This window comes from Micromonospora sp. NPDC048040 (genome assembly GCF_055587185.1).
This window is the reverse complement of sequence record NZ_JBVJGT010000004.1, coordinates 193829-211369: the sequence shown is the minus strand read 5'-3', so window position 1 is coordinate 211369 and position 17541 is coordinate 193829. Positions and strand designations below refer to the sequence as shown.

General features: G+C 75.2%; 19 protein-coding genes. 11 read left to right on the top strand and 8 right to left on the bottom strand.

All coding sequences use genetic code 11. From position 1 onward, the window contains the following. Nucleotides 1-10: 10 nt before the first annotated feature. Nucleotides 11-1192, bottom strand: a complete 1182-nt coding sequence (locus tag ACZ6O2_RS07600) for a type VII secretion protein EccE (protein ID WP_466022329.1) — start codon at nt 1190-1192, stop codon at nt 11-13. Nucleotides 1193-1342: 150 nt separating this feature from the next. Between ACZ6O2_RS07600 and eccB the strand changes: the two genes are divergently transcribed. The 9 genes from eccB (at nt 1343) to ACZ6O2_RS07555 (ending at nt 9440) form a co-directional block, all read left to right on the top strand. Continuing rightward, the gene (eccB, locus tag ACZ6O2_RS07595) at nt 1343-2935 is read left to right on the top strand and encodes a type VII secretion protein EccB (protein ID WP_466022328.1); all 1593 of its coding nucleotides are present in this window, start codon (nt 1343-1345) and stop codon (nt 2933-2935) included. A 107-nt stretch (nt 2936-3042) separates the two neighbouring features. Beyond that, nucleotides 3043-3411 (top strand): hypothetical protein, encoded by a 369-nt coding sequence (locus tag ACZ6O2_RS07590; RefSeq protein ID WP_350701661.1) that lies wholly within the window; start codon nt 3043-3045, stop codon nt 3409-3411. Then, nucleotides 3404-4681 (top strand): WXG100 family type VII secretion target, encoded by a 1278-nt coding sequence (locus ACZ6O2_RS07585; protein ID WP_466022327.1) that lies wholly within the window; start codon nt 3404-3406, stop codon nt 4679-4681. Before ACZ6O2_RS07590 ends, ACZ6O2_RS07585 begins: the two co-directional genes overlap by 8 nt. Nucleotides 4682-4882: 201 nt before the next feature. Continuing rightward, nucleotides 4883-5257 carry a hypothetical protein gene (locus ACZ6O2_RS07580; protein ID WP_350701664.1) on the top strand — a complete coding sequence of 125 codons (375 nt, stop codon included), beginning with the start codon at nt 4883-4885 and terminating at the stop codon, nt 5255-5257. Between the two features lie 305 nt (nt 5258-5562). Further along, nucleotides 5563-6375 (top strand): hypothetical protein, encoded by an 813-nt coding sequence (locus tag ACZ6O2_RS07575; RefSeq protein WP_350701666.1) that lies wholly within the window; start codon nt 5563-5565, stop codon nt 6373-6375. A 156-nt stretch (nt 6376-6531) separates the two neighbouring features. After that, entirely contained in the window at nt 6532-6864 is a 333-nt protein-coding gene (locus tag ACZ6O2_RS07570) for a DUF1232 domain-containing protein (protein ID WP_466022326.1), read from the top strand. A gap of 33 nt (nt 6865-6897) precedes the next feature. Further along, complete coding sequence (locus ACZ6O2_RS07565) at nt 6898-7302, top strand: pyridoxamine 5'-phosphate oxidase family protein (RefSeq protein ID WP_350701669.1); 405 nt, start codon at nt 6898-6900, stop codon at nt 7300-7302. Between the two features lie 347 nt (nt 7303-7649). Beyond that, entirely contained in the window at nt 7650-8336 is a 687-nt protein-coding gene (locus tag ACZ6O2_RS07560; RefSeq protein ID WP_350701671.1) for a C39 family peptidase, read from the top strand. 219 nt (nt 8337-8555) lie between these two features. After that, nucleotides 8556-9440: an aminoglycoside phosphotransferase family protein gene (locus ACZ6O2_RS07555; RefSeq protein ID WP_466022385.1), complete on the top strand. Its 885-nt coding sequence runs from the start codon at nt 8556-8558 to the stop codon at nt 9438-9440. A gap of 42 nt (nt 9441-9482) precedes the next feature. On the opposite strand, the gene ACZ6O2_RS07550 is transcribed toward ACZ6O2_RS07555, so the two are convergent. From ACZ6O2_RS07550 to ACZ6O2_RS07540, 3 genes are all read right to left on the bottom strand, one after another. Continuing rightward, nucleotides 9483-9719 carry a ferredoxin gene (locus ACZ6O2_RS07550; protein WP_350701672.1) on the bottom strand — a complete coding sequence of 79 codons (237 nt, stop codon included), beginning with the start codon at nt 9717-9719 and terminating at the stop codon, nt 9483-9485. Nucleotides 9720-9723: 4 nt separating this feature from the next. Then, nucleotides 9724-10929: a cytochrome P450 gene (locus tag ACZ6O2_RS07545; RefSeq protein ID WP_466022325.1), complete on the bottom strand. Its 1206-nt coding sequence runs from the start codon at nt 10927-10929 to the stop codon at nt 9724-9726. A 194-nt stretch (nt 10930-11123) separates the two neighbouring features. Beyond that, on the bottom strand, nt 11124-11306 hold the full coding sequence (locus tag ACZ6O2_RS07540) for an antitoxin (protein WP_350701676.1): 183 nt from the start codon (nt 11304-11306) through the stop codon (nt 11124-11126). 271 nt (nt 11307-11577) lie between these two features. Here ACZ6O2_RS07540 and ACZ6O2_RS07535 point away from each other — a divergent pair, with 271 nt between their 5' ends. Then, entirely contained in the window at nt 11578-12714 is a 1137-nt protein-coding gene (locus ACZ6O2_RS07535) for an AI-2E family transporter (RefSeq protein ID WP_466022324.1), read from the top strand. Nucleotides 12715-12758: 44 nt separating this feature from the next. On the opposite strand, the gene ACZ6O2_RS07530 is transcribed toward ACZ6O2_RS07535, so the two are convergent. Next, nucleotides 12759-13424, bottom strand: a complete 666-nt coding sequence (locus ACZ6O2_RS07530) for a dienelactone hydrolase family protein (RefSeq protein ID WP_350701679.1) — start codon at nt 13422-13424, stop codon at nt 12759-12761. A 210-nt stretch (nt 13425-13634) separates the two neighbouring features. On the opposite strand from ACZ6O2_RS07530, the gene ACZ6O2_RS07525 reads away from it, so the two are divergent. Further along, nucleotides 13635-13811, top strand: a complete 177-nt coding sequence (locus ACZ6O2_RS07525; RefSeq protein ID WP_350701680.1) for a hypothetical protein — start codon at nt 13635-13637, stop codon at nt 13809-13811. Nucleotides 13812-13850: 39 nt separating this feature from the next. On the opposite strand, the gene ACZ6O2_RS07520 is transcribed toward ACZ6O2_RS07525, so the two are convergent. The 3 genes from ACZ6O2_RS07520 to ACZ6O2_RS07510 all read right to left on the bottom strand — a co-directional run bounded on the left by ACZ6O2_RS07520 (nt 13851) and on the right by ACZ6O2_RS07510 (nt 17501). Next, nucleotides 13851-16223 carry a glycoside hydrolase family 65 protein gene (locus ACZ6O2_RS07520; protein WP_350701681.1) on the bottom strand — a complete coding sequence of 791 codons (2373 nt, stop codon included), beginning with the start codon at nt 16221-16223 and terminating at the stop codon, nt 13851-13853. After that, nucleotides 16220-16972, bottom strand: coding sequence for a beta-phosphoglucomutase family hydrolase (locus ACZ6O2_RS07515; protein WP_466022323.1), 753 nt, complete (start codon nt 16970-16972; stop codon nt 16220-16222). The genes ACZ6O2_RS07520 and ACZ6O2_RS07515 overlap by 4 nt, the downstream gene beginning before the upstream one ends. Nucleotides 16973-17036: 64 nt before the next feature. Continuing rightward, nucleotides 17037-17501 (bottom strand): DUF4442 domain-containing protein, encoded by a 465-nt coding sequence (locus ACZ6O2_RS07510; RefSeq protein ID WP_466022322.1) that lies wholly within the window; start codon nt 17499-17501, stop codon nt 17037-17039. Between the last annotated feature and the right edge of the window lie 40 nt (nt 17502-17541).

The window sequence follows — 17541 nt, the reverse complement described above, 5'->3', positions numbered from 1 at the left end:
GGCCGGGCCGTCAGGCGGCCGGGTCGAGGGTGGTGACGACGGTGGCGACCGGGGCGGTGGCGTAGACGCCGGGGCCGTGCTGGCCGTCCACCGGGCGGGTCGGCGCGCCGGCGCGGCGCGCCACCTCCCGCACCGCCTTGACCAGCGCCTCCACGTGGTTGTCCAGCGCCGCCACGCGGAGCAGGGGCGGGGCGACCCGCCCGCCCGGCAGCACCACGGCGGCCAGCGTGTGCGACGGGGCGGACGTCGCCGTCACCGCGTCCACCAGCGGGCCGAACGGTGCGTCGCCCCGGGGCCGCAGCGCCAGGCAGCGTTGCGTCCAGCCGCCGCCGCGCAGCCCGGTCCAGGTCTCCGCCTGCGGGGTGGGTGCCAGGTCCAGCCCGGCTCCCGAGACGACCGCCGCGCGCAGCTCGTCACGGCCGAGCGGCCGGTGGACGAGCCCGGCCGCGGTCAGCGCCTTGCCCAGCCGCCCGATCCCGGCAGCCAGCGTGCGGTGCACCCCCGGCATCCCGCCACCCCGGGTGACCGTCTCGACGCGGGCGTCCCGCACGGAGAGCCGCAGCGCCACCCAGACCGTCCGGTGGGCCGCCGGCGGCGCCCCCGGCGCCGGGTACCAGACCAGGGTGTGCGAGACCACCTGGGCCCGGGTGACCGGGCCGGTGAAGTCGGCGAGCACGCGCAGCGCCCGGTCCACGACACCCGCCTCGACCGAGCCGGCGGGAGCCCCCGCGCGGCCCTGCACCGCCACCGCGGCGAACCAGCCCTGCGCGTCCTGTCCGATGCCGAGCCGGGTCCCCCGGTCAGTGAGTTCTATCACATTCAGCTCGGGGGCCAGCGCCGCCAGCCGTGGATCCGCCGCGCGGCCGGCCGTGACCGTGCTCCTGGCGGCCTCCCGGCGCCGGCCCAGCCGCCGGCGCAGCAGCAGGTCCTCGTACCACCAGCGGCCACCCCGGCGGGCGAAGGCCGCGATCACGACCACCACCGACAGCAACGCCACGGTGCCGGCGAGCCAGGGCGGCCCGCCCAGCGCCGCCCAGACGGCCAGGGCGCAGAGTTCCAGCAGCACGAGCTGGCCCACGGCCACCGGCCCGATGCGACCGCGGTCGCGCCGGTCGGCCGGGATCACCGGCCGCTGGGCGACGCCGGACGGCTGTGGTGCCGGACGACCGGGTGGCGCCTGAACCTGCGTCATCGCTGACAGTCCTCTCTGGACGGCGGAGCGTCCGCCGGTTCGGGTCGGGCGCTGGTCCCGGTGACCCGTCGACGGCCCCTTATCGTAGGGAAGCCCGCGACACCGACTCGGACCTGCTCGTCGCGGACCCACCCCCGCCGGAGGTAAGTCATGCGGACCCGCCGCGATCAGGTGCAGGCGTACCGCTTCGTCACCCGCCGGATCGTCTCGGCGCTTTTGTCGGGCGACCCGGAGACCAGCAACCTGCCGATGCGGCGGCTCGGCATGGCGGTCTTCGGCAGCGTGATCGCCGCTGCGGTGGTGCTCGGCGGCGTCGGCGCGTACGGGCAGTTCACCGGCAACACGGCGCCGCTGGAGCCGAACACCCTGGTGATCGAGCGGGAGACCGGGGCGACGTACGTGTTCGTGGACGGGCAACTGCATCCCACGCTCAACTACACCTCGGCCCGTCTGATCATCAACGAGCCGGCCCCGCAGGTGCGCACGATGTCCCAGGCGTCGATCCGCGAGCGGCCCCGCGGCCGTACGGTCGGCATCGTCGGCGCCCCGGACGCGCTGCCGGACCGGAAGTCGCTGACCGGCCTGCCCTGGTCCGTGTGCGACGTGCCCGACCCGGCCGACCCCCGCCGTTCCGGCAGCACCCAGGTCGTGATCAACCGTCCGCTCCCCGGCGGGGTGCCGCTCGGCGACCGCGCGGTGCTGGTGGAGGTGGACGGCCAGCGGCACCTGCTCACCGGGAACGCCCGGTTGCAGGTGACGGGCGGCGACTCCGCGCTCGCCGCGCTGCGGATGGCCAACGCGCCCCGTCTCCCCGTGGGCCAGCAGCTGCTCAACGCCGTGCCGGCCGGGCCGATCCTGCGCAAGCCCGCCATCGCGGGCGCGGACGAGGCCAGCACCCGGACCGAACGCCCGGCCAAGGTGGGCCAGGTGTTCCGGGCGGCGGGGCAGCACTACGTGCTCACCCGGGAGGGCCTCAGCGCGATCGGCGAACTCAGCGCGCTGCTGCTGCTGCGCGACGGCGGCGAGGTCACCGACATCACCCCCGCGCAGGCCGGCAAGCTGCTGACCGACCAGCGGGTGGAGGAGTCGGGGATGCCGCAGGCCCTGCCCACGCTGCACCAGGTCACTGTGGGCCGGACGGCGATCTGCGCGACCTACCGGGAGGGGGTCAACGGCGGTCCGCCCACCACCACGCTGGAGGTCTTCGACCGCGCGCCGCAGGAGCTGGTCGCGGCCGTTCCGGTGCGGCAGACCGGGCGCGACGGCGTGCGTACCGCCGAGGCCGTGCTGCTGCCCGGCGGCAAGGGCGTGCTCGTGCAGGCCGCTCCAGGGTCCGGCGAGAGCGGCACGCCCGCCGCCGGCGCCACCGTCTACCTGATCAGCGCCCAGGGGGTCCGCTACCCGCTCGGCATCGGCGCCATGAGCGCGCTCGGCTACGAGGGGCACAAGCCGCTGGCCGTACCCGCGTCGCTGTTGGCCCTCGTGCCCACCGGGCCGACCCTGTCGCGGGACGGCGCGCTCGCCCACTTCTCGCCCGGCACCGCGCCGTCGGCCAGGCCGGCGGCCTCCTCGGGCGGGGCGGCGAAGCCGTCGGACAGCCCGACGTCGAGCCCGTCGGGCGGGTCGGCGGAGCCGTCCGGGAGGCCGTCGTCGGGCGGGTCCACGGAGCCGTCAGGCGGGCCGTCGTCGGGGGCGCCGGCCTCGCCCGACCCGGCCGCCTCCTCGCCGGGCGCGGGCAACTGAGCCCGGACGCGACGGATCGGTACACCCGGCGGGTCGCCCGACTCGCGCCGGTCGACTAACCTGTGCGTGCCAACGGTTTATCGACGATGACGTACGGGGATGCTGCCATGACGGGGCGCACGACAGTCGACCTGATGTCCCTGGAGGACTTCCAGCAGAAGTTGGCCACCCGGCTGACCGAAGCGGAGAAGGCGTTGCGGAAGCTGCGCACCGAGATGCAGTGCCGGCCGCCGGCGCTGGGCTCGTTCGCCGACGCGACCGAGAACGCCCGTCGCTATTCCGAGATCTACCAGTCCTACGTGGACCAGGTCGATCGGCTGCGCGAGGCGGTGAAGGCGTCCCAGAGCGCGACCGCGACGATCCTGTCCAACTACCGCACCACCGAGGAGCGCAACGCGGCCAACGCCGCCGACATCGAGGCCGCGCTGGCCGGGGTCGACGACGCGCTGAAGCGGGAGGGGGAGCCGCGTGTCTGAGTACACCCAGCGCTACCAGCACGTCAGCCACCAGCAGCTCTACGACGGTGTGATGGCCGGCCAGCCGGGCCAGATCGACGGCATCGCCGCCCAGTGGACGTCCCTCAAGGGCATCCTCGACGGGCTCGTCAAGGAGCTCGACGGCGACCTCGACAAGCTGGCCAACACGTGGACGGGTTCGGCCTCGCAGGAGTTCCAGCGCCGGCTCGCCCTGGTCAGCGACTACGCCGGCAAGCTCGGCGAGGGCATGGCCGACGTCAGCCGGGGGCTGACGCTGATGGCCGCCGACCTGCGCACCGCCCGCGAGCAGGCGGAGAGCCCGGCCGAGACCGACGACCACGACAAGGCGCTCTCCGGAGCGGCCAAGGGCGCCGTCTTCGGCGTGCCGGGCGTCCTGGTCGGCGGGCTGCTCGGCCACCAGCAGGACAAGGCCGAGCAGGAGAAGGCGCACCAGCGCATGGTCAAGGTGGTGGCCGAACTGGCCGCCGGCTACGACCTGTCGGCGTACGGTCGCCTGGTCCCGCCGCCCCCGCCGGACCCGGACATCCCCGGTACCACCCAGAACAACTCCGTCACGGTCCCGCGCCTCGGCCCGGGTTCCACCACGCCGACGGCCGCGCCGACCAGCAGCGGTCTCGCGGGGCAGCCGGGCGGCGCCACCATCGCGGCCCCCGACCGGCCGTCCTCCGGGCCGGAGACCGGCTCCGGCCAGGGCTCCCCGGCGCCGGGCGGCAGCGGGCAGCCGGGCACCGGCATGACCGGCGGCGTGCCGGGCGGCGTCGGTGCCGGCACCTCCCTCGCCGGGGCCGCGCTGCTGACCGGCGCGACGGCCGGCACGACCGGCCTGACCGGGCCGGGCGGCACCGCGACGGCCTCGGCCAACCCCGGCCTGAACTTCGGCCCCCAGGGCGGCACGCCGGCCGGCGGTCTGGTCGGCACCGGCGCCCTCGCCGGGTCGAGCACCGCGCCGAGCACGGCGGCCCGGCCCGCAGGCGGCACCCCCGCGGCGGAAAACCGAGCGGCCACCGGGATGGGGCGGCGCTTCGACGCCTCGCGTCAGGGCACGGCCGGTGCCGGCAACCAGGCAGCCACCGGGGCGGGACGGCCGGGCGCGGGCCGGGCCGCGAACCGGCCCGGCATCCTGGGTGCCCGCCAGGGGCAGCACGACGACGACACCGCCGACGGCCGGCTGACCTGGCTGACCGAGGACGACATGGTCTGGCGGGACGGCGCGGACGCCGCGCCGCCGGTGCTCGGCACCGACGGCTGACAGCACGACGACGGCCCATCCGGCGGGAGGCTTCCCCCGGGTGGGCCGTCGCATGTCCGGCGGCCGGCGCTGGCCCACCCGGCCCGGACGGCACTCCCACGGCGTCGACCAGCACCTCCACAGGGGACGGCGTGGTGTCGGTCACCGAACCGGCGTGGCCGCCGCGCTGCGCCGGCCGCTCGCGGGGGATAGGTTGGAACGGTGCCGTTCGTAGCGCCCGCCGACCCGTTCTGGTCGGTCACGCTGCGCTCCCTGCGCGAGCTGACCCGGCTGGCGGTCGCCGCGCTGGTGCTCGCCGTCGGCCTCGGCGGCGTGACCGCCGCACCGGCACCGCCCGCCCCCGCCCTCGGCCCGGCCGCCGCGAGCGCCCCCGCCGCCGTTGGCGGCCCGGTCGAGCAGCCGCTTCCGGGCCGTGCCCCGGCCGCCGAGCACGTGGTCGACGCGGCCACCCCGCCGGCCGTCCGCCGGGCCGTCGTCCCGGCCGAGACCGGGGCCGAGGCGCTCGTCCGCCGGGACGTGCCGGCCCGCGACCCCGGCCGGGGGGTGCCCGCCCGGCGCGGTCCACCCACCGCCTGACCCGTCGGCCACCGGGCCTCTCCGAGGCATCGGCCCCGCCACGGACCGCCCGCGCGCCGCGCGAGGCCCGTCCGGCCGGGCCGCCTCCCGACATCCCGGCCGCCTCGGCACCCGGTCCGCCACCGCGTGGACCGGCACGCCAATTCCGGCCGCCCCGCCTCGGTACCGGCCCGTCCGGCCGTTCCCGCACCCCCCGCCGGAACGACCACCGCCGACGTACGCCCAAGCGTCCACGATGCCCGACCGCCCGTCAGACGGGCACGACCACACGTCGATTTCGCTCGATCGACCGCGAGGTGCTGACCATGCAGACCGTGCTCTCCTCCGTCCTGCTCGATGTGCCGCGGGCCGCCGTGATCTGGCTGAGCCTGCTCGGCGTCGTCGCCGTCACCGTCGCCGGCCTGTTGCTGCGGCCGGGCCGGCTCCGCTTCGACGCGGGGGGCCTGATCCGCCGCGCGGCGATGCCGAGCGAACTGGAACGGGCCGAGGAGCAGCGCGAACGGTCCCGGTACGCGGAGGAGGTCGCGGTGGCCGCGGAGCGGGCCGCCGCCACCGCCGCCCGCCTACGGGCCGAGTGGCTGACCACGCAGGAGGCGGTCGAGACGGCCTGGCAGGCGTACGAGGCCGCCGAGGCGGACGTCCGACGGCTGGCGAACGCCGAGGCGATGCCCCTGCCGCGTACCGGCCGGACCCCCGCCGAGTACGCCGAGCGCGAGCGATTCCTGCACCGGGCCGCGCTGGACGCGTACTGGCGCAAGGAGCTGTCGGTGGAGCAGCTCAGCGACGTCTTCGCGCACCGCAACGGGTGGGACCCGCGGCTGCACCCGGTCGAGCAGGAGCTGGTGCTGCGCCGGGCGGTACGGGACAACCTGTTCGCCCGGCAGCAGGCCGCCCGGGAGCGGGAGCAGGCCGCCTGGCGCGCCGCCGAACTCGCCGCCGAGTCGGCACGCAGCCTGCGGGACGAGGCGTTCGCCGCGGTCAACCGCCAGCCCGAGGAGTCGCCGTCGCTGCTGCCGCTGATCGAGGGGCCGGTGGAGCAGACCCGGGAACTTCCGGCGGTGTCCGGCCGGGAGGTTCCGCCGGCGGCCCGGGGTCGGGCGGCCGTGGCCGCGTACTGACCGGCGCGGCCGGGTGGCCGTGGCCGCGTACCGACCGGCACGGCCGGGTGGCCGTGGCCGCGTACCGACCGGCACGGCCGGGTGGCCGTGGCCGCGTACCGACCGGCCGGCCGACGGATCCGGGCGGAGCTGGCCCGGCTGGGCTAGCGTGGCCGTATGTCCAGGGAGGCGTGGGTCCTCGTCGGTGTCGTGGCGGTCGTCACGCTGGTCGGCGCGGTGCTGCTGGCCGTTCGCGTGATCCGCACCCGCCGGCTGCTCGGCACGCTCGGGGTGAAGGGCAAGGTCGCCTTCTACGGGGCGCTGCTCTACACCGTGCTCCCGATCGACGTGCTGCCCGACCCGATCTACCTCGACGACATGGCCGTGCTGACCGGCGCGCTGATCTACCTCGGTCGGCTGCTCCGGCACCGACGCGCCGGCAGTCCTCCGCTGCCCGGCCGACCGGTCGCCGGGCCGGAACCGGACCGGACCCGCCGCCGCGTTCCCTGACCCGGCACGCCCACCGCGAGACAGGGGACGGACATGCCCGACCACCGGTTGGCACCGCAGGACGAGCGGGTCGCCGCGTTCTGCCGGGAACGGCACCTGGCGACGTTGACCACCCTGCGGGCCGACGGCACCCCGCACGTCGTGCCGGTGGGCGTCACCGTCGACGCCGCGGCGGGCCTGGCCCGGGTGATCACCAGCGGCACGTCCCGCAAGGCCCGACACGTCGCCGCCGCCGGCCCCGTGGGCGCCCCGGTGGCCGTCTGCCACGTCGACGGGCGACGGTGGCTCACCATCGAGGGGCGGGCGGTCGTCCGCTCCGACCGGGCCGCCGTGGCCGAGGCCGAGCGCCGGTACGCCGAGCGGTACCGGACACCGCGCCCCAATCCCGACCGGGTCGTCATCGAGATCACCGTGACGCGCCTGCTGGGAAGTCTGTAACGGTCTGACCGGTTCGCCCGGCCTGCCGGTGTCGGCTGCGGTAGACGGCCGACCACCGCTGCCCGGGGCACCGCCGGCACTAGCCCGAGGAGCCCGTCGCACGTCGCGGGTGTGACGAGCCGCATCCGTACGCCGGAATCCTGCTGCCCCTGGCGCCGTTGCATCTCATCGTGCCGCCGGACCCCTGGCCCCTGCCCCGGAATGCCCCGTGGAGCAGGGCCGTTGGGTCCCTGGTACGCCCGGCCACGGACGCGCTCCGGGCCGTCGAATCCCTTTAGGCGAGCGCCTGTCCCGGTGCTTGCGCCTCCGGCTCCCGGAGGCGTCAACCCCCGATTGGAGCCCGACCAATGAAGCCGATCATCCACAAGAGCGGTCTCTCCGTCGCCGGCCTGCTGGTGGCGGGCAGTTGCATCGCCGGACCCGCGATGGCCGCCCAGGCCGCGCCGGTGGCCACCGCCCCGGTCGCCTCGGTGCACACCGACAAGGGCGGGCGGGCCGACAAGGCCGACAAGAACGGCCGCCCCGACAAGCGGGCCGAGCGCACGGTGGGCATCGAGTACCAGGCGCAGCCCAACTTCTACTACTGCGGCCCGGCCGCGACGCGGATGGCCCTGTCCGCGCAGGGCAAGATCCTCTCGCAGGACGAGGTCGCGAAGCTGCTGGGCACCACGGAGGCCGGGACCGACTCGGCCCTGGACACCACGCGGGTGCTCAACGAGCTGACCGGCGGCCGGTACCGGACCACGGAGATTTCGGGCCCGGTGGCCAAGCCGGAGCAGGTCGACAAGCTGCGGGCCGACGCGGTCGCCGCCCTGGACGAGGGCCGGCCGGTGGTGGCCAACGTCAAGGGCACCGCGGTCGACACCGACGGCCACCCGCAGTCGTACGAGGGCGGGCACTACCTGACCCTGGTGGGCTACCGGGACGGCGGTGACCTCATCCGGATCGCCGACCCGGCCTCTCCCGAGGGCGAGTACTGGATGACCCTGGAGAAGGTCGCCAACTGGATCGCCGAGCGCGGTTACTCGGCCTGATCGACGCACCGGCGAGGGCCGGTCTCCCCGCACGGGGGGACCGGCCCTCGCGCGTACCACCCGACCCTTGCCCGTCCCCACCGGCGCTTGCGCGCGTTCCTGCGGTGCCTCGCGCCGGGCCACGCCCGGTCCGGTGGGCACCCGGGTGCCGGCCCTGGCGCGCCCGGTGAAAACCGGTCGCTCTGTCCCCGGGGCGGCGGCAGGATCGGCCCGGTGAGGATGCATGCCGACCAGGTCGACGTCACCACCGACGTCGTCACCGCCCTCGTCGCCGACCAGTTCCCCCGCTGGCGCGGGCTTCCGGTGCGCCCGGTCACCTCGTACGGCACCGTGAACGCGCTGTTCCGACTCGGCGAGGACATCGTGCTGCGCTTCCCGCTGCAACCCGGCGTCGACCCGGAGCTCCGCGACGACCTGCGGCGCGAGCAGGAGGACGCGCGCCGCCTCGCCCCGCACGTACCGCTGCCGGTTCCCGAGCCGGTGGCCCTCGGCGAGCCGGGCGAGGGCTACCCGGGCCCGTGGACGGCGTACCGCTGGATCCCCGGGGAGACCGCCGGCGACCGGAGCATCGGCGATCCGGTCGAGTTCGCCCGCGACCTCGCCGGGTTCGTTTGTGCGCTGCACGAGGTGGACACCGGCGGCCGGGCGTGGAACGGACGCACCCGGGGCGGCCCGCTGCCCGCCTTGGACGAGCACGTCCGTAGCTGCCTGGCCGAGAGCACCCACCTGACCGACACCGCCCGGGTCGCCCGGGTCTGGGCGGAGTGCCGCGACGCGCCCGCGCACGACGGGCCGGACGTGTGGATCCACGCCGACCTGATGCCGGGCAACCTGCTGGTCCGCGACGGCCGGCTCGCCGCGGTCATCGACCTCGGGGCGGTCTGCGTCGGCGACCCGGCGGTCGACCTCATGCCGGCGTGGAACCTGTTGCCGCCCGACGCCCGGGAGACCTACCGCCGGGCGCTGCAAGCCGACGACGCCACCTGGGCGCGCGGGCGGGGCTGGGCGATCGTCCAGGCCGTCGGCGCCCTCCCCTACTACGTCGACACCAACCCGGTGATGGCCGACACCGCCCGCCGCACCCTGGAGGCGGTCCTCGGCTGAGGGCGTGGGAGCGGCCGGACGCGGGCTTGGTGGACCGGCCGCTCACGGCTCCGGTGCGATCCGGCGCAGGCTGTCCACCTCGGACACGATGACCGCCTCCATGGGGCACGAGTCCGCGGCGTCCACCAGCGCGTCGTCGGGCGCCACCCGCTCGGCCAGCGGGCGGGACAGCCCGTCCACCAGCACGAAGTGCCCCGGCGCGGTGCCCGCGCAGATCCCCGACCCGATGCACCGGGTCCGGTCCACGTGCACGCGCCACTGCTCGTCCGGCCCGCTCACCGCGTCACCAGCTCACCGGCATGGCCACCAGGCCCCGCACCAGCAGGCCACTCTTCCAGGTCAGCTCCGACTCGGGCACCGCCAGGCGCAGGCCGGGGGTGCGGGCGATCAGGGTCTCCAGGACGACCTGGAGCTCCATCCGGGCGAGCTGCGCGCCGACGCAGTGGTGCACCCCGTGCCCGAAGCCGAGGTGGGGGTTGGCCTGCCGGGCCAGGTCGAGCCGGTCGGGCTCGGCGAAGACCGTCTCGTCCCGGTTGGCCGACGGGATCGACACCACGACCGGCTCGCCGGCACGCACCAGCACGCCGCCGAGCTCGACGTCCTCCAGGGCGTAGCGGGCGAAGGCCGACGACGCGCCGAGCGGGACGAAGCGCATCAGCTCCTCCACGGCGCCGGGCACCAGCGCCGGCTCGGCCCGCAGCCGCGCCCACTCGGCCGGGTGGGTGAGCAGCACGTACACGAAGTTGGGAATCTGGGTCACGGTCGTCTCGTGCCCGGCGGCGAGCAGCCCGGCGGCCAGCCGCACGACCTCGTCCGCCGCGAGCCGGTCGTCGGCGTCCCGGGCCCGGACCATCGCGCCGAGCAGGTCGTCGGTGGGTTCGCGGTGCCGGCGCGCGATCAGCTCGCCCATGTACGCCAACAGGTTGTCGATGTACTGCTGGGCCTGTTCCGGGCTCAGCGAGGTGGTCGACACGATCGCCTCGGACCAGGTGTGGAAGCGGCCCTGGTCGGCCACGGGCACGCCGAGCAGGTCGCAGATGACCCGGATCGGCAGCGGGGTGGCCAGGTGCTCCACCAGGTCGGCCGGGGGGCCGGCGGCGAGCATGCCGTCGACCAGTTCGTCGGCGACCCTCCTGGTGCGGGGGCGCAGCTCCTCCACCCGGCGGGCGGTGAAGGCCTTCGCCACCAACCGACGCAGCCGGGTGTGCTCCGGCGGGTCCATGGCCAGGATCCCGGTGTCCTGCTGCCGTGGCGAGTTGCGGGGCTCGTCCCGGCCCACCGAGGCGGCCCGGCTGAACCGGGGGTCGCCGAGCACCATACGCACGTCGGCGTGCCGGGTGGCCAGCCAGGCCGGCTCCCCGAAGGGCATCCGGATCCGGGTGAGCGGCTCGTCCCGGCGCAGCCGGGCGTAGCGCGGGTCGAGGTTGAGCCGGTCGGGGTCGCTGAACGGATAGCGCTGGGGGACGGTCGTCTCGGGTGCCTCGGTCACCGGCTGACTTCCTCTCGTCGCGGCGTCCACAGGGCACGCCGGTCCGGCCGGGGGCGACTCGACGGTGAGTCATGTTCCGACTGCGGATAGTAGCGAGAATGGTCGATGCTTGGCTAGCGGTGACCGTCGATCCGCCGGAAACGACGCTCCCGGACCGCCGACCGCGCGGCGACCCGGGAGCGGACCGAGGAGCTTCAGCGGACCTGGTCACCCTCGCCCGTACGGGCCTGGGCCTGGTCGACGCCCTTGTCGATCTGGTCGTCGTACTTCCCGCCGGTACGCTGGTCGGCCATCTCGCCGCCCTTCTCCAAGCCCTGGTCGACCTGCTTGTCGTGCTTGTCGGCGAAGTCCTTGGCCTTGTCCATGAAGTCGCTCATCGGGTCCTCCTCGGGTCGGGTTTCGATCTCTGCCTTCCCTGGGGCCCCGGGCACAAACGCGACCGGGCAGGCCCTCACCGACCGGACGGGCGACCCGTGGAGCGCCACAGAAGGGCCGTGGAGCGGACAGGCCGGCGGGAACGCCACGCGAGGGCGCTCGGCCGCCGACTCGCCCTCCCCGGCCGGGTGCGGCATCCAGGTTGACAGGGGCCACGGGTGTCGGGAGGACGCCGGCCGGGTACCGACTCGCGGAAGATCGAGGAGGGCCGACGTGGTCGCAGACGGTGCCGGGCGGACGCCCGAGGGGACGACGGACCGGGCCTCGGGGCCCCGACAGGCCTGGGCGGCGCTGCCCTGGCCGGTCCGCTCAGCCGTGGTCTGGAGCGCCTGCCTGGTGGTGGTCGTCGCCGGGCTGTACCTGCTGGGAAAGATCGCGGTGCTGCTCGCGCCGCTGGCCATCGCGCTGGCCGCCACCGTCTTCCTCACCGCGCTGCTCGACCCGGTGCAGCTCGCGCTGCGCCGCCTCCGGCTGCCCGCGTCGCTGGCCGCCCTGCTCACCGTGCTGCTGCTGCTCGGCGTGCTGTTCGGGGTCGGCGCGCTGGTGTGGAAGCTGACCGCCAGTCAGTTCAGCGAGCTGAGCCAGGAGCTGAGCCAGGGCCTGCAACGGACCCGGGAGTTCGTGACCTCCACGCTGCCGGTCAGCGACCAGCAGCTCGACCGGCTGCTCGACCAGGCCCGGCAGGGTCTCGGGCAGGGCTCGGTCGACCCGGTGTCGGGGGCTCGGACGGCCGCCGAGGTGCTCGGCTCGGCGCTGCTCGCACTCGTGCTGCTGTTCTTCCTGCTCAAGGACGGCCGGTCGATGTGGCACTGGGTGCTGTCCCGGATGACCGGCCCGAACCGGTCGGTGACCGCCGAGGCGGGCCGGGTGGGCTGGCGGACGCTGGGCGCGTACAGCCGGGGCACCATGATGATCGCCGCGATCGACGCGATCGGCATCGGCCTGGCCCTGGTGCTGCTCCGGGTGCCGCTGGCCTTTCCGCTGGCGCTGATCACGTTCTTCGGCGGCTTCGTCCCGATCATCGGCGCGACCGTGGCCGGCGCGGTCGCGGTGCTCGTCGCGCTCGCGGCGAAGGGGCCGGTCACCGCGCTGCTGGCCCTGGCCGCCGTGATCGCCGTGCAGCAGATCGAGGGCAACCTGCTGGAGCCGCTCATCATGAAGCGCCAGGTGCGGCTGCACCCGGCGGTGATCCTGGTGGCGGTCACCGCCGGCACCCTGATCGCCGGCATCGCCGGCGCCTTCGTCTCGGTGTCGATCACCGCCGTCGTCTGGCGCGTCATCGACACCGTCCAGCAGCACCGCGAGCGCCCCGCCCCGGACGCCAGGGCCACGCCGCCGGCCCCCGCCTGAGCGGGATCCGCCAGGCCGCCGGTTCCCGTCCACCGGGCCGGCGCTCAGGCCGGGCGGGGCACGGCGAGGTGGGCGTTGAACCAGTCGGCGGCGCAGTGGGCGACCTGCTCCAACTTGCCGGGCTCCTCGAAGAGGTGCGTGGCGCCGGGGATCACCGTCAGCTCGGCGCTCTCCGGCAGCGCCTCCTGCGCCTGCTCGTTGAGGGCGATCACCTGCTCGTCCAGGCCGCCGACCAGCAGCAGCGTGGGCGCGCGCACCTCCCCGAGGGCCGGGCCGGCCAGGTCGGGCCGGCCGCCCCGCGAGACGACCGCGCCGACGAGGTCCGGTCTGGCGGCCGCCGCCACCAGCGCGGCGGCGGCCCCGGTGCTGGCCCCGAAAAGGCCGATCGGCACCCGGCCGAAGGGCCGCTCCGCCGCCAGCCAGTCCACGACCGCCGCGAGCCGGCCGGCGAGCAGTGGGATGTCGAAGCGCAGCTCGGCGGTCCGGGCGTCCACCCGGTCCTCGGCCGGGGTCAGCAGGTCGACCTGCACGGTGCCGAAGGCGTCGCGGTTGAGCACGTGCGCCACGGCGGTGTTGCGCGGACTGTGCCGGGAGCTTCCGCTGCCGTGGGCGAAGAGCACCACGCCGGCCGGCTCGGCCGGGACCAGCAGGTCAGCCGGGAGTTGCGCGTCCCCCGCCGGGATCGTCACCTCGCTGCTGCGCACGTCCATCTCCGCCTCCGTCCCGTACGTCGTCGGCCAGGACCGGTCGTCCGAACCACCGGGCCACGGCTCCTCCCCGGCGGCTCGCATACCCGCCCGCACGGCCCGCAAGCGGGCCGGCCGCCCCGGTGTTTGCCACCGGGGGCGTCGGGTAGCCGGCGGGTGACCGCAGACCGTACCGGCGCAAGACCGCGCCCCCGACGGATCGCGAGGATCGCCATGGCGCAGCAGCGAGAGTCCCGCCAGCAGACCGCCGACCGGGAACGGCGCGAACAGGACGCCGAACGCGGCCGGGACTGGGCGGACGAAGCGGCCCAGGCACGCACGGCCGACGACCCGCGGGCGATGACGCCCCGCGACGCGGCCGGCCGCCCCTCGCAGGGCAGGCCGCTCTGACCGACGCCGCCGGCCCGCCGAGCGCGGGCCGGCGGCGGGTCACGGCTCGTTCTCGGGCAGGCGGAGCAGCGGGGCCCGGCCCGGCGCCTGCTCCGGGGCCGGTCCGGAGACCTCCAGCGGCGGGATCGGCACGGTGACGGGCTCGTCGCAGGTGACCCGGACCGTCTCGCCGTGGTGCCGCAGCTCCAGCACGTCCTCCGGGTCACCGTGGCGCAGCGCGTACGTGGTCTCGTGCGGCCGGACGTCCACCCGCAGCCGCATCCCGCGCCACTGGAGCGAGAACTCCAGCCGCCCGAGCCGGCTGGACAGGCGCGGCGCGAACGACAGCGTGCCGTCGTGGTCACGCAGCCCGCCGAACCCGGCCACCAACGCGATCCACGCCCCCGCGAGCGACGCCATGTGCACGCCGTCGCGGGTGTTCTCGTTGAGGTCGTGCAGGTCCATCAGCGCGGCCTCGCGCAGGTAGATGTGCGCCAGCTCCGGATGGCCCACCTCGGCCGCCAGCACCGCCTGGGTACACGCCGACAACGACGAGTCCCGCACCGTCCGGCGCTCGTAGTAGAGGAAGTTGCGCAGCTTCTCCTCCGGGGTGAACGCGTCGCCCCGCCAGTGCATGGCAAGGACCAGGTCCGCCTGCTTGACCACCTGCTTTCGGTAGAGGTCGAAGTACGGGTAGTGCAGCAGCAGCGGGTACTTCTCCGGCGGCGTGTGCCCGAAGTCCCACTCCTGGAGCCGGGTGAAGCCCTCCACCTGCTCGTGGACGTCGACCTCCTCGTCGTACGGGATGTGCATGGAGGCCGCCGCGTCCCGCCAGGCGGCCGCTTCCTCGTCGGTCACGCCGAGGTGGAACGCCTCGTCCCGGTAGCGCATCACCGCGTCGGCGGCGGTGATCAGGTTCCGCTGCGCCATCAGGTTGGTGTAGATGTTGTCGTTCTTCACCGCCGTGTACTCGTCGGGGCCGGTCACCCCGTCGATGTGGAACTGGCCGTGCCGGTCGTGGTGGCCCAGCGACCGCCACAGCCGGGCGGTCTCCACCAGCAGCTCCAGCCCGATCTCGCGCTCCAGCTCGGTGTCCTCGGTGACCTGCACGTAGCGCCGCAGCGCGTCGGCGACGTCGGCCGCGATGTGGAAGGCAGCGGTGCCCGCCGGCCAGTACGCCGACGACTCCGGTCCCTCGATGGTGCGCCAGGGGAACGCCGCACCCTCCAGGTTGAGCATCCGGGCCCGCTCGTGCGCGGCGGCCAGCGTGCGGTGCCGCCAGTGCAGCGCGTCCCGCACGGCGGCCGGGTGGGTGTAGGTGAGCACCGGCAGGACGAACATCTCGGTGTCCCAGAACGCGTGCCCGTCGTACCCGGGGCCGGTCAGGCCCTTCGCGGCGATCGGCCGCCGCTCCGCCCGGGTGCCCGCCTGGAGGACGTGGAACAGTCCGAACCGGACGGCCTGCTGGACCTCCGGGTCGCCCTCCACCACCACGTCGGCGGCGTCCCAGAACTCGTCGAGGTATTCCCGCTGCTCCCGGTGAAGCCCGTCCCAGCCGTCCAGCCGCGCCGCCGCCAGGGCCGCGCCGACCTGGTCCCGCAGGGCCGGCAGCGAGCGGCGGCTCGACCAGCCGTAGGTGAGGTATTTGACCACCCGTAGGGTCTCGCCCGGCTTGAGCACGCACCCGATCGTGGTACGCACCCAGTCCTCGTAACCCTCGGACTCGATGGTCTTGCGCGCCGGGGCGTACACCTCGTGCTCCATCGCGGCGGCGACCCGCAGCCCGGAGAGCTTGGTCCGGTGGATCAGCAGCCCGCCGTCGTCGGTGGTGAGTTCCTCCTCGGCCTGCAACGGCGACTCCAGCACGGCCGCCACCCGGGGGTCCCGGCTCTGCGCGGGCAGCGTCTCGTTCGCGACGAGTTCCGACTGGATGATCAGCCGCAGCGGGGCGCCGACCGCCTCCACCTCGTAGTTGATCGCCGCGACGGAGCGCTGGGTGAAGGAGACCAGCCGGGTGCTGCGGACCTTGACCTCGCGGCCGGCCGGCGACCGCCAGTGCAGCTCGCGGTGCAGGGTGCCGGCGCGCAGGTCGAGGACCCGCTCGTGGGAGAGGAGTTCGCCGTACCGGACGTCGAGCGGCTCGTCGTCGACCAGCAGCCGGATCAGCTTGCCGTTGGTGACGTTGACGATGGTCTGGCCGGATTCCGGGAACCCGAACCCGGCCTCCGCGTACGGCAGCGGGCGCAGCTCGTAGAAGGAGTTGAGGTACGTGCCGGGCAGGCCGTGCGGCTCGCCCTCGTCCAGGTTGCCGCGCAGCCCGACGTGCCCGTTGGAGAGCGCGAACACCGACTCGGACTGGGCCAGGACGTCCATGTCCAGCCGGATCTCCCGGATGTGCCACGGCTCGACGGGATAGGCGCGTTCCCTGATCACGCGGGCCGCCCGGTGTCGAGCAGGTCGGCGAGGTCGGTGACCACGACGTCGGCGCCGTGGGCACGCAGCTCGGCCGCCTGGCCGACCCGGTCGACCCCGACCACGTAGCCGAACCCGCCGGCCCGGCCGGCGGCCACCCCGGCCAGCGCGTCCTCGAAGACGGCGGCGTGGGCCGGGTCGACCCCGAGCAGCCGGGCCCCGGCCAGGAAGGTGTCCGGGTGCGGCTTGCCGCGCAGCCCCTCGGCGCGGGCGAGCAGCCCGTCGACCCGGGCCTCCAGCAGCGGTTCCAGGCCGGCGGCGGCGACCACCTCCCGGCCGTTCGCGCTGGCCGTGACGACCGCGCGGCGCAGGCCGGCGGCGGCCGCGGCCTTCAGGTAGGCGACCGAGCCGGGGTAGACGTCCACGCCGCGGGTGCGCAGCCGCTCCAGCAGCAGCACGTTCTTCCGGTTGCCAACCCCGTTGACCGTGTCGGCGTCCGGGGGGTCGTCGGGCGCTCCCTCGGGCAGCACGATCCCCCGCGAGGCGAGGAAGGTGCGCACCCCGTCGGCGCGGGGCCGGCCGTCGACGTACCGGTTGTAGTCCGGCCCCGGGTCGAAGGGGCGGAACGCCTCGCCGGTGGCGGCGGCACGCTGCCGCAGGAAGCCGTCGAACGTCTCGGTCCACGCGGCGTTGTGCACCCGGGCGGTCTGCGTCAGCACCCCGTCCAGATCGAAGAGACAGGCGGTCACGTGAGCAGGCAGGCCCAGCACGGTTACGAATCTATCCAGACCTCCGCGCCGGCAAACCGATTTCGGCCCGGTTGCCCGGAACGGCTCAGTGCGGGCGCAGCGTCCAGACGACCGTCATCGCGCCGGTGGCCTTCCCCGCCTCGGTGGCGATCTCCACCTGCACCGGGAACTCCGGCCGCCGGCCGGCCTCCAGCTCGGCGACCACCTCGGCGGGAGGCCGGCCGAGCCGCGCCGTCGCCAGCACCGGGCCCATGGCGAGCTTCCGGTACGCGATCTCGGCCCGCACCGCCAGCGGCGTGGCCCGGTCGAGCAGCGGCGCGAACGCGGCCAGCACGACCGCGCCGGAGGCGGTCTCGCCGAGGGTGAACATGGCCCCGGCGTGCGGCCCGCCGACGTGGTTGTGGGTGGCCGGCGAGTCGGGCAGGCGGACGACCGCCCGCACCCCGCCCTCCGCCTCGGGGGCCACCTCGACGAATTCGAGGCCGAGCGTACGCGCGAACGGCACGGCCTCCAGCATGCCGGCCGCCACCTGGCGCGAGTCGATGGTCATGCCCCGACGTTACTAGTCGGTAACTTCACCGGCAAGGGCC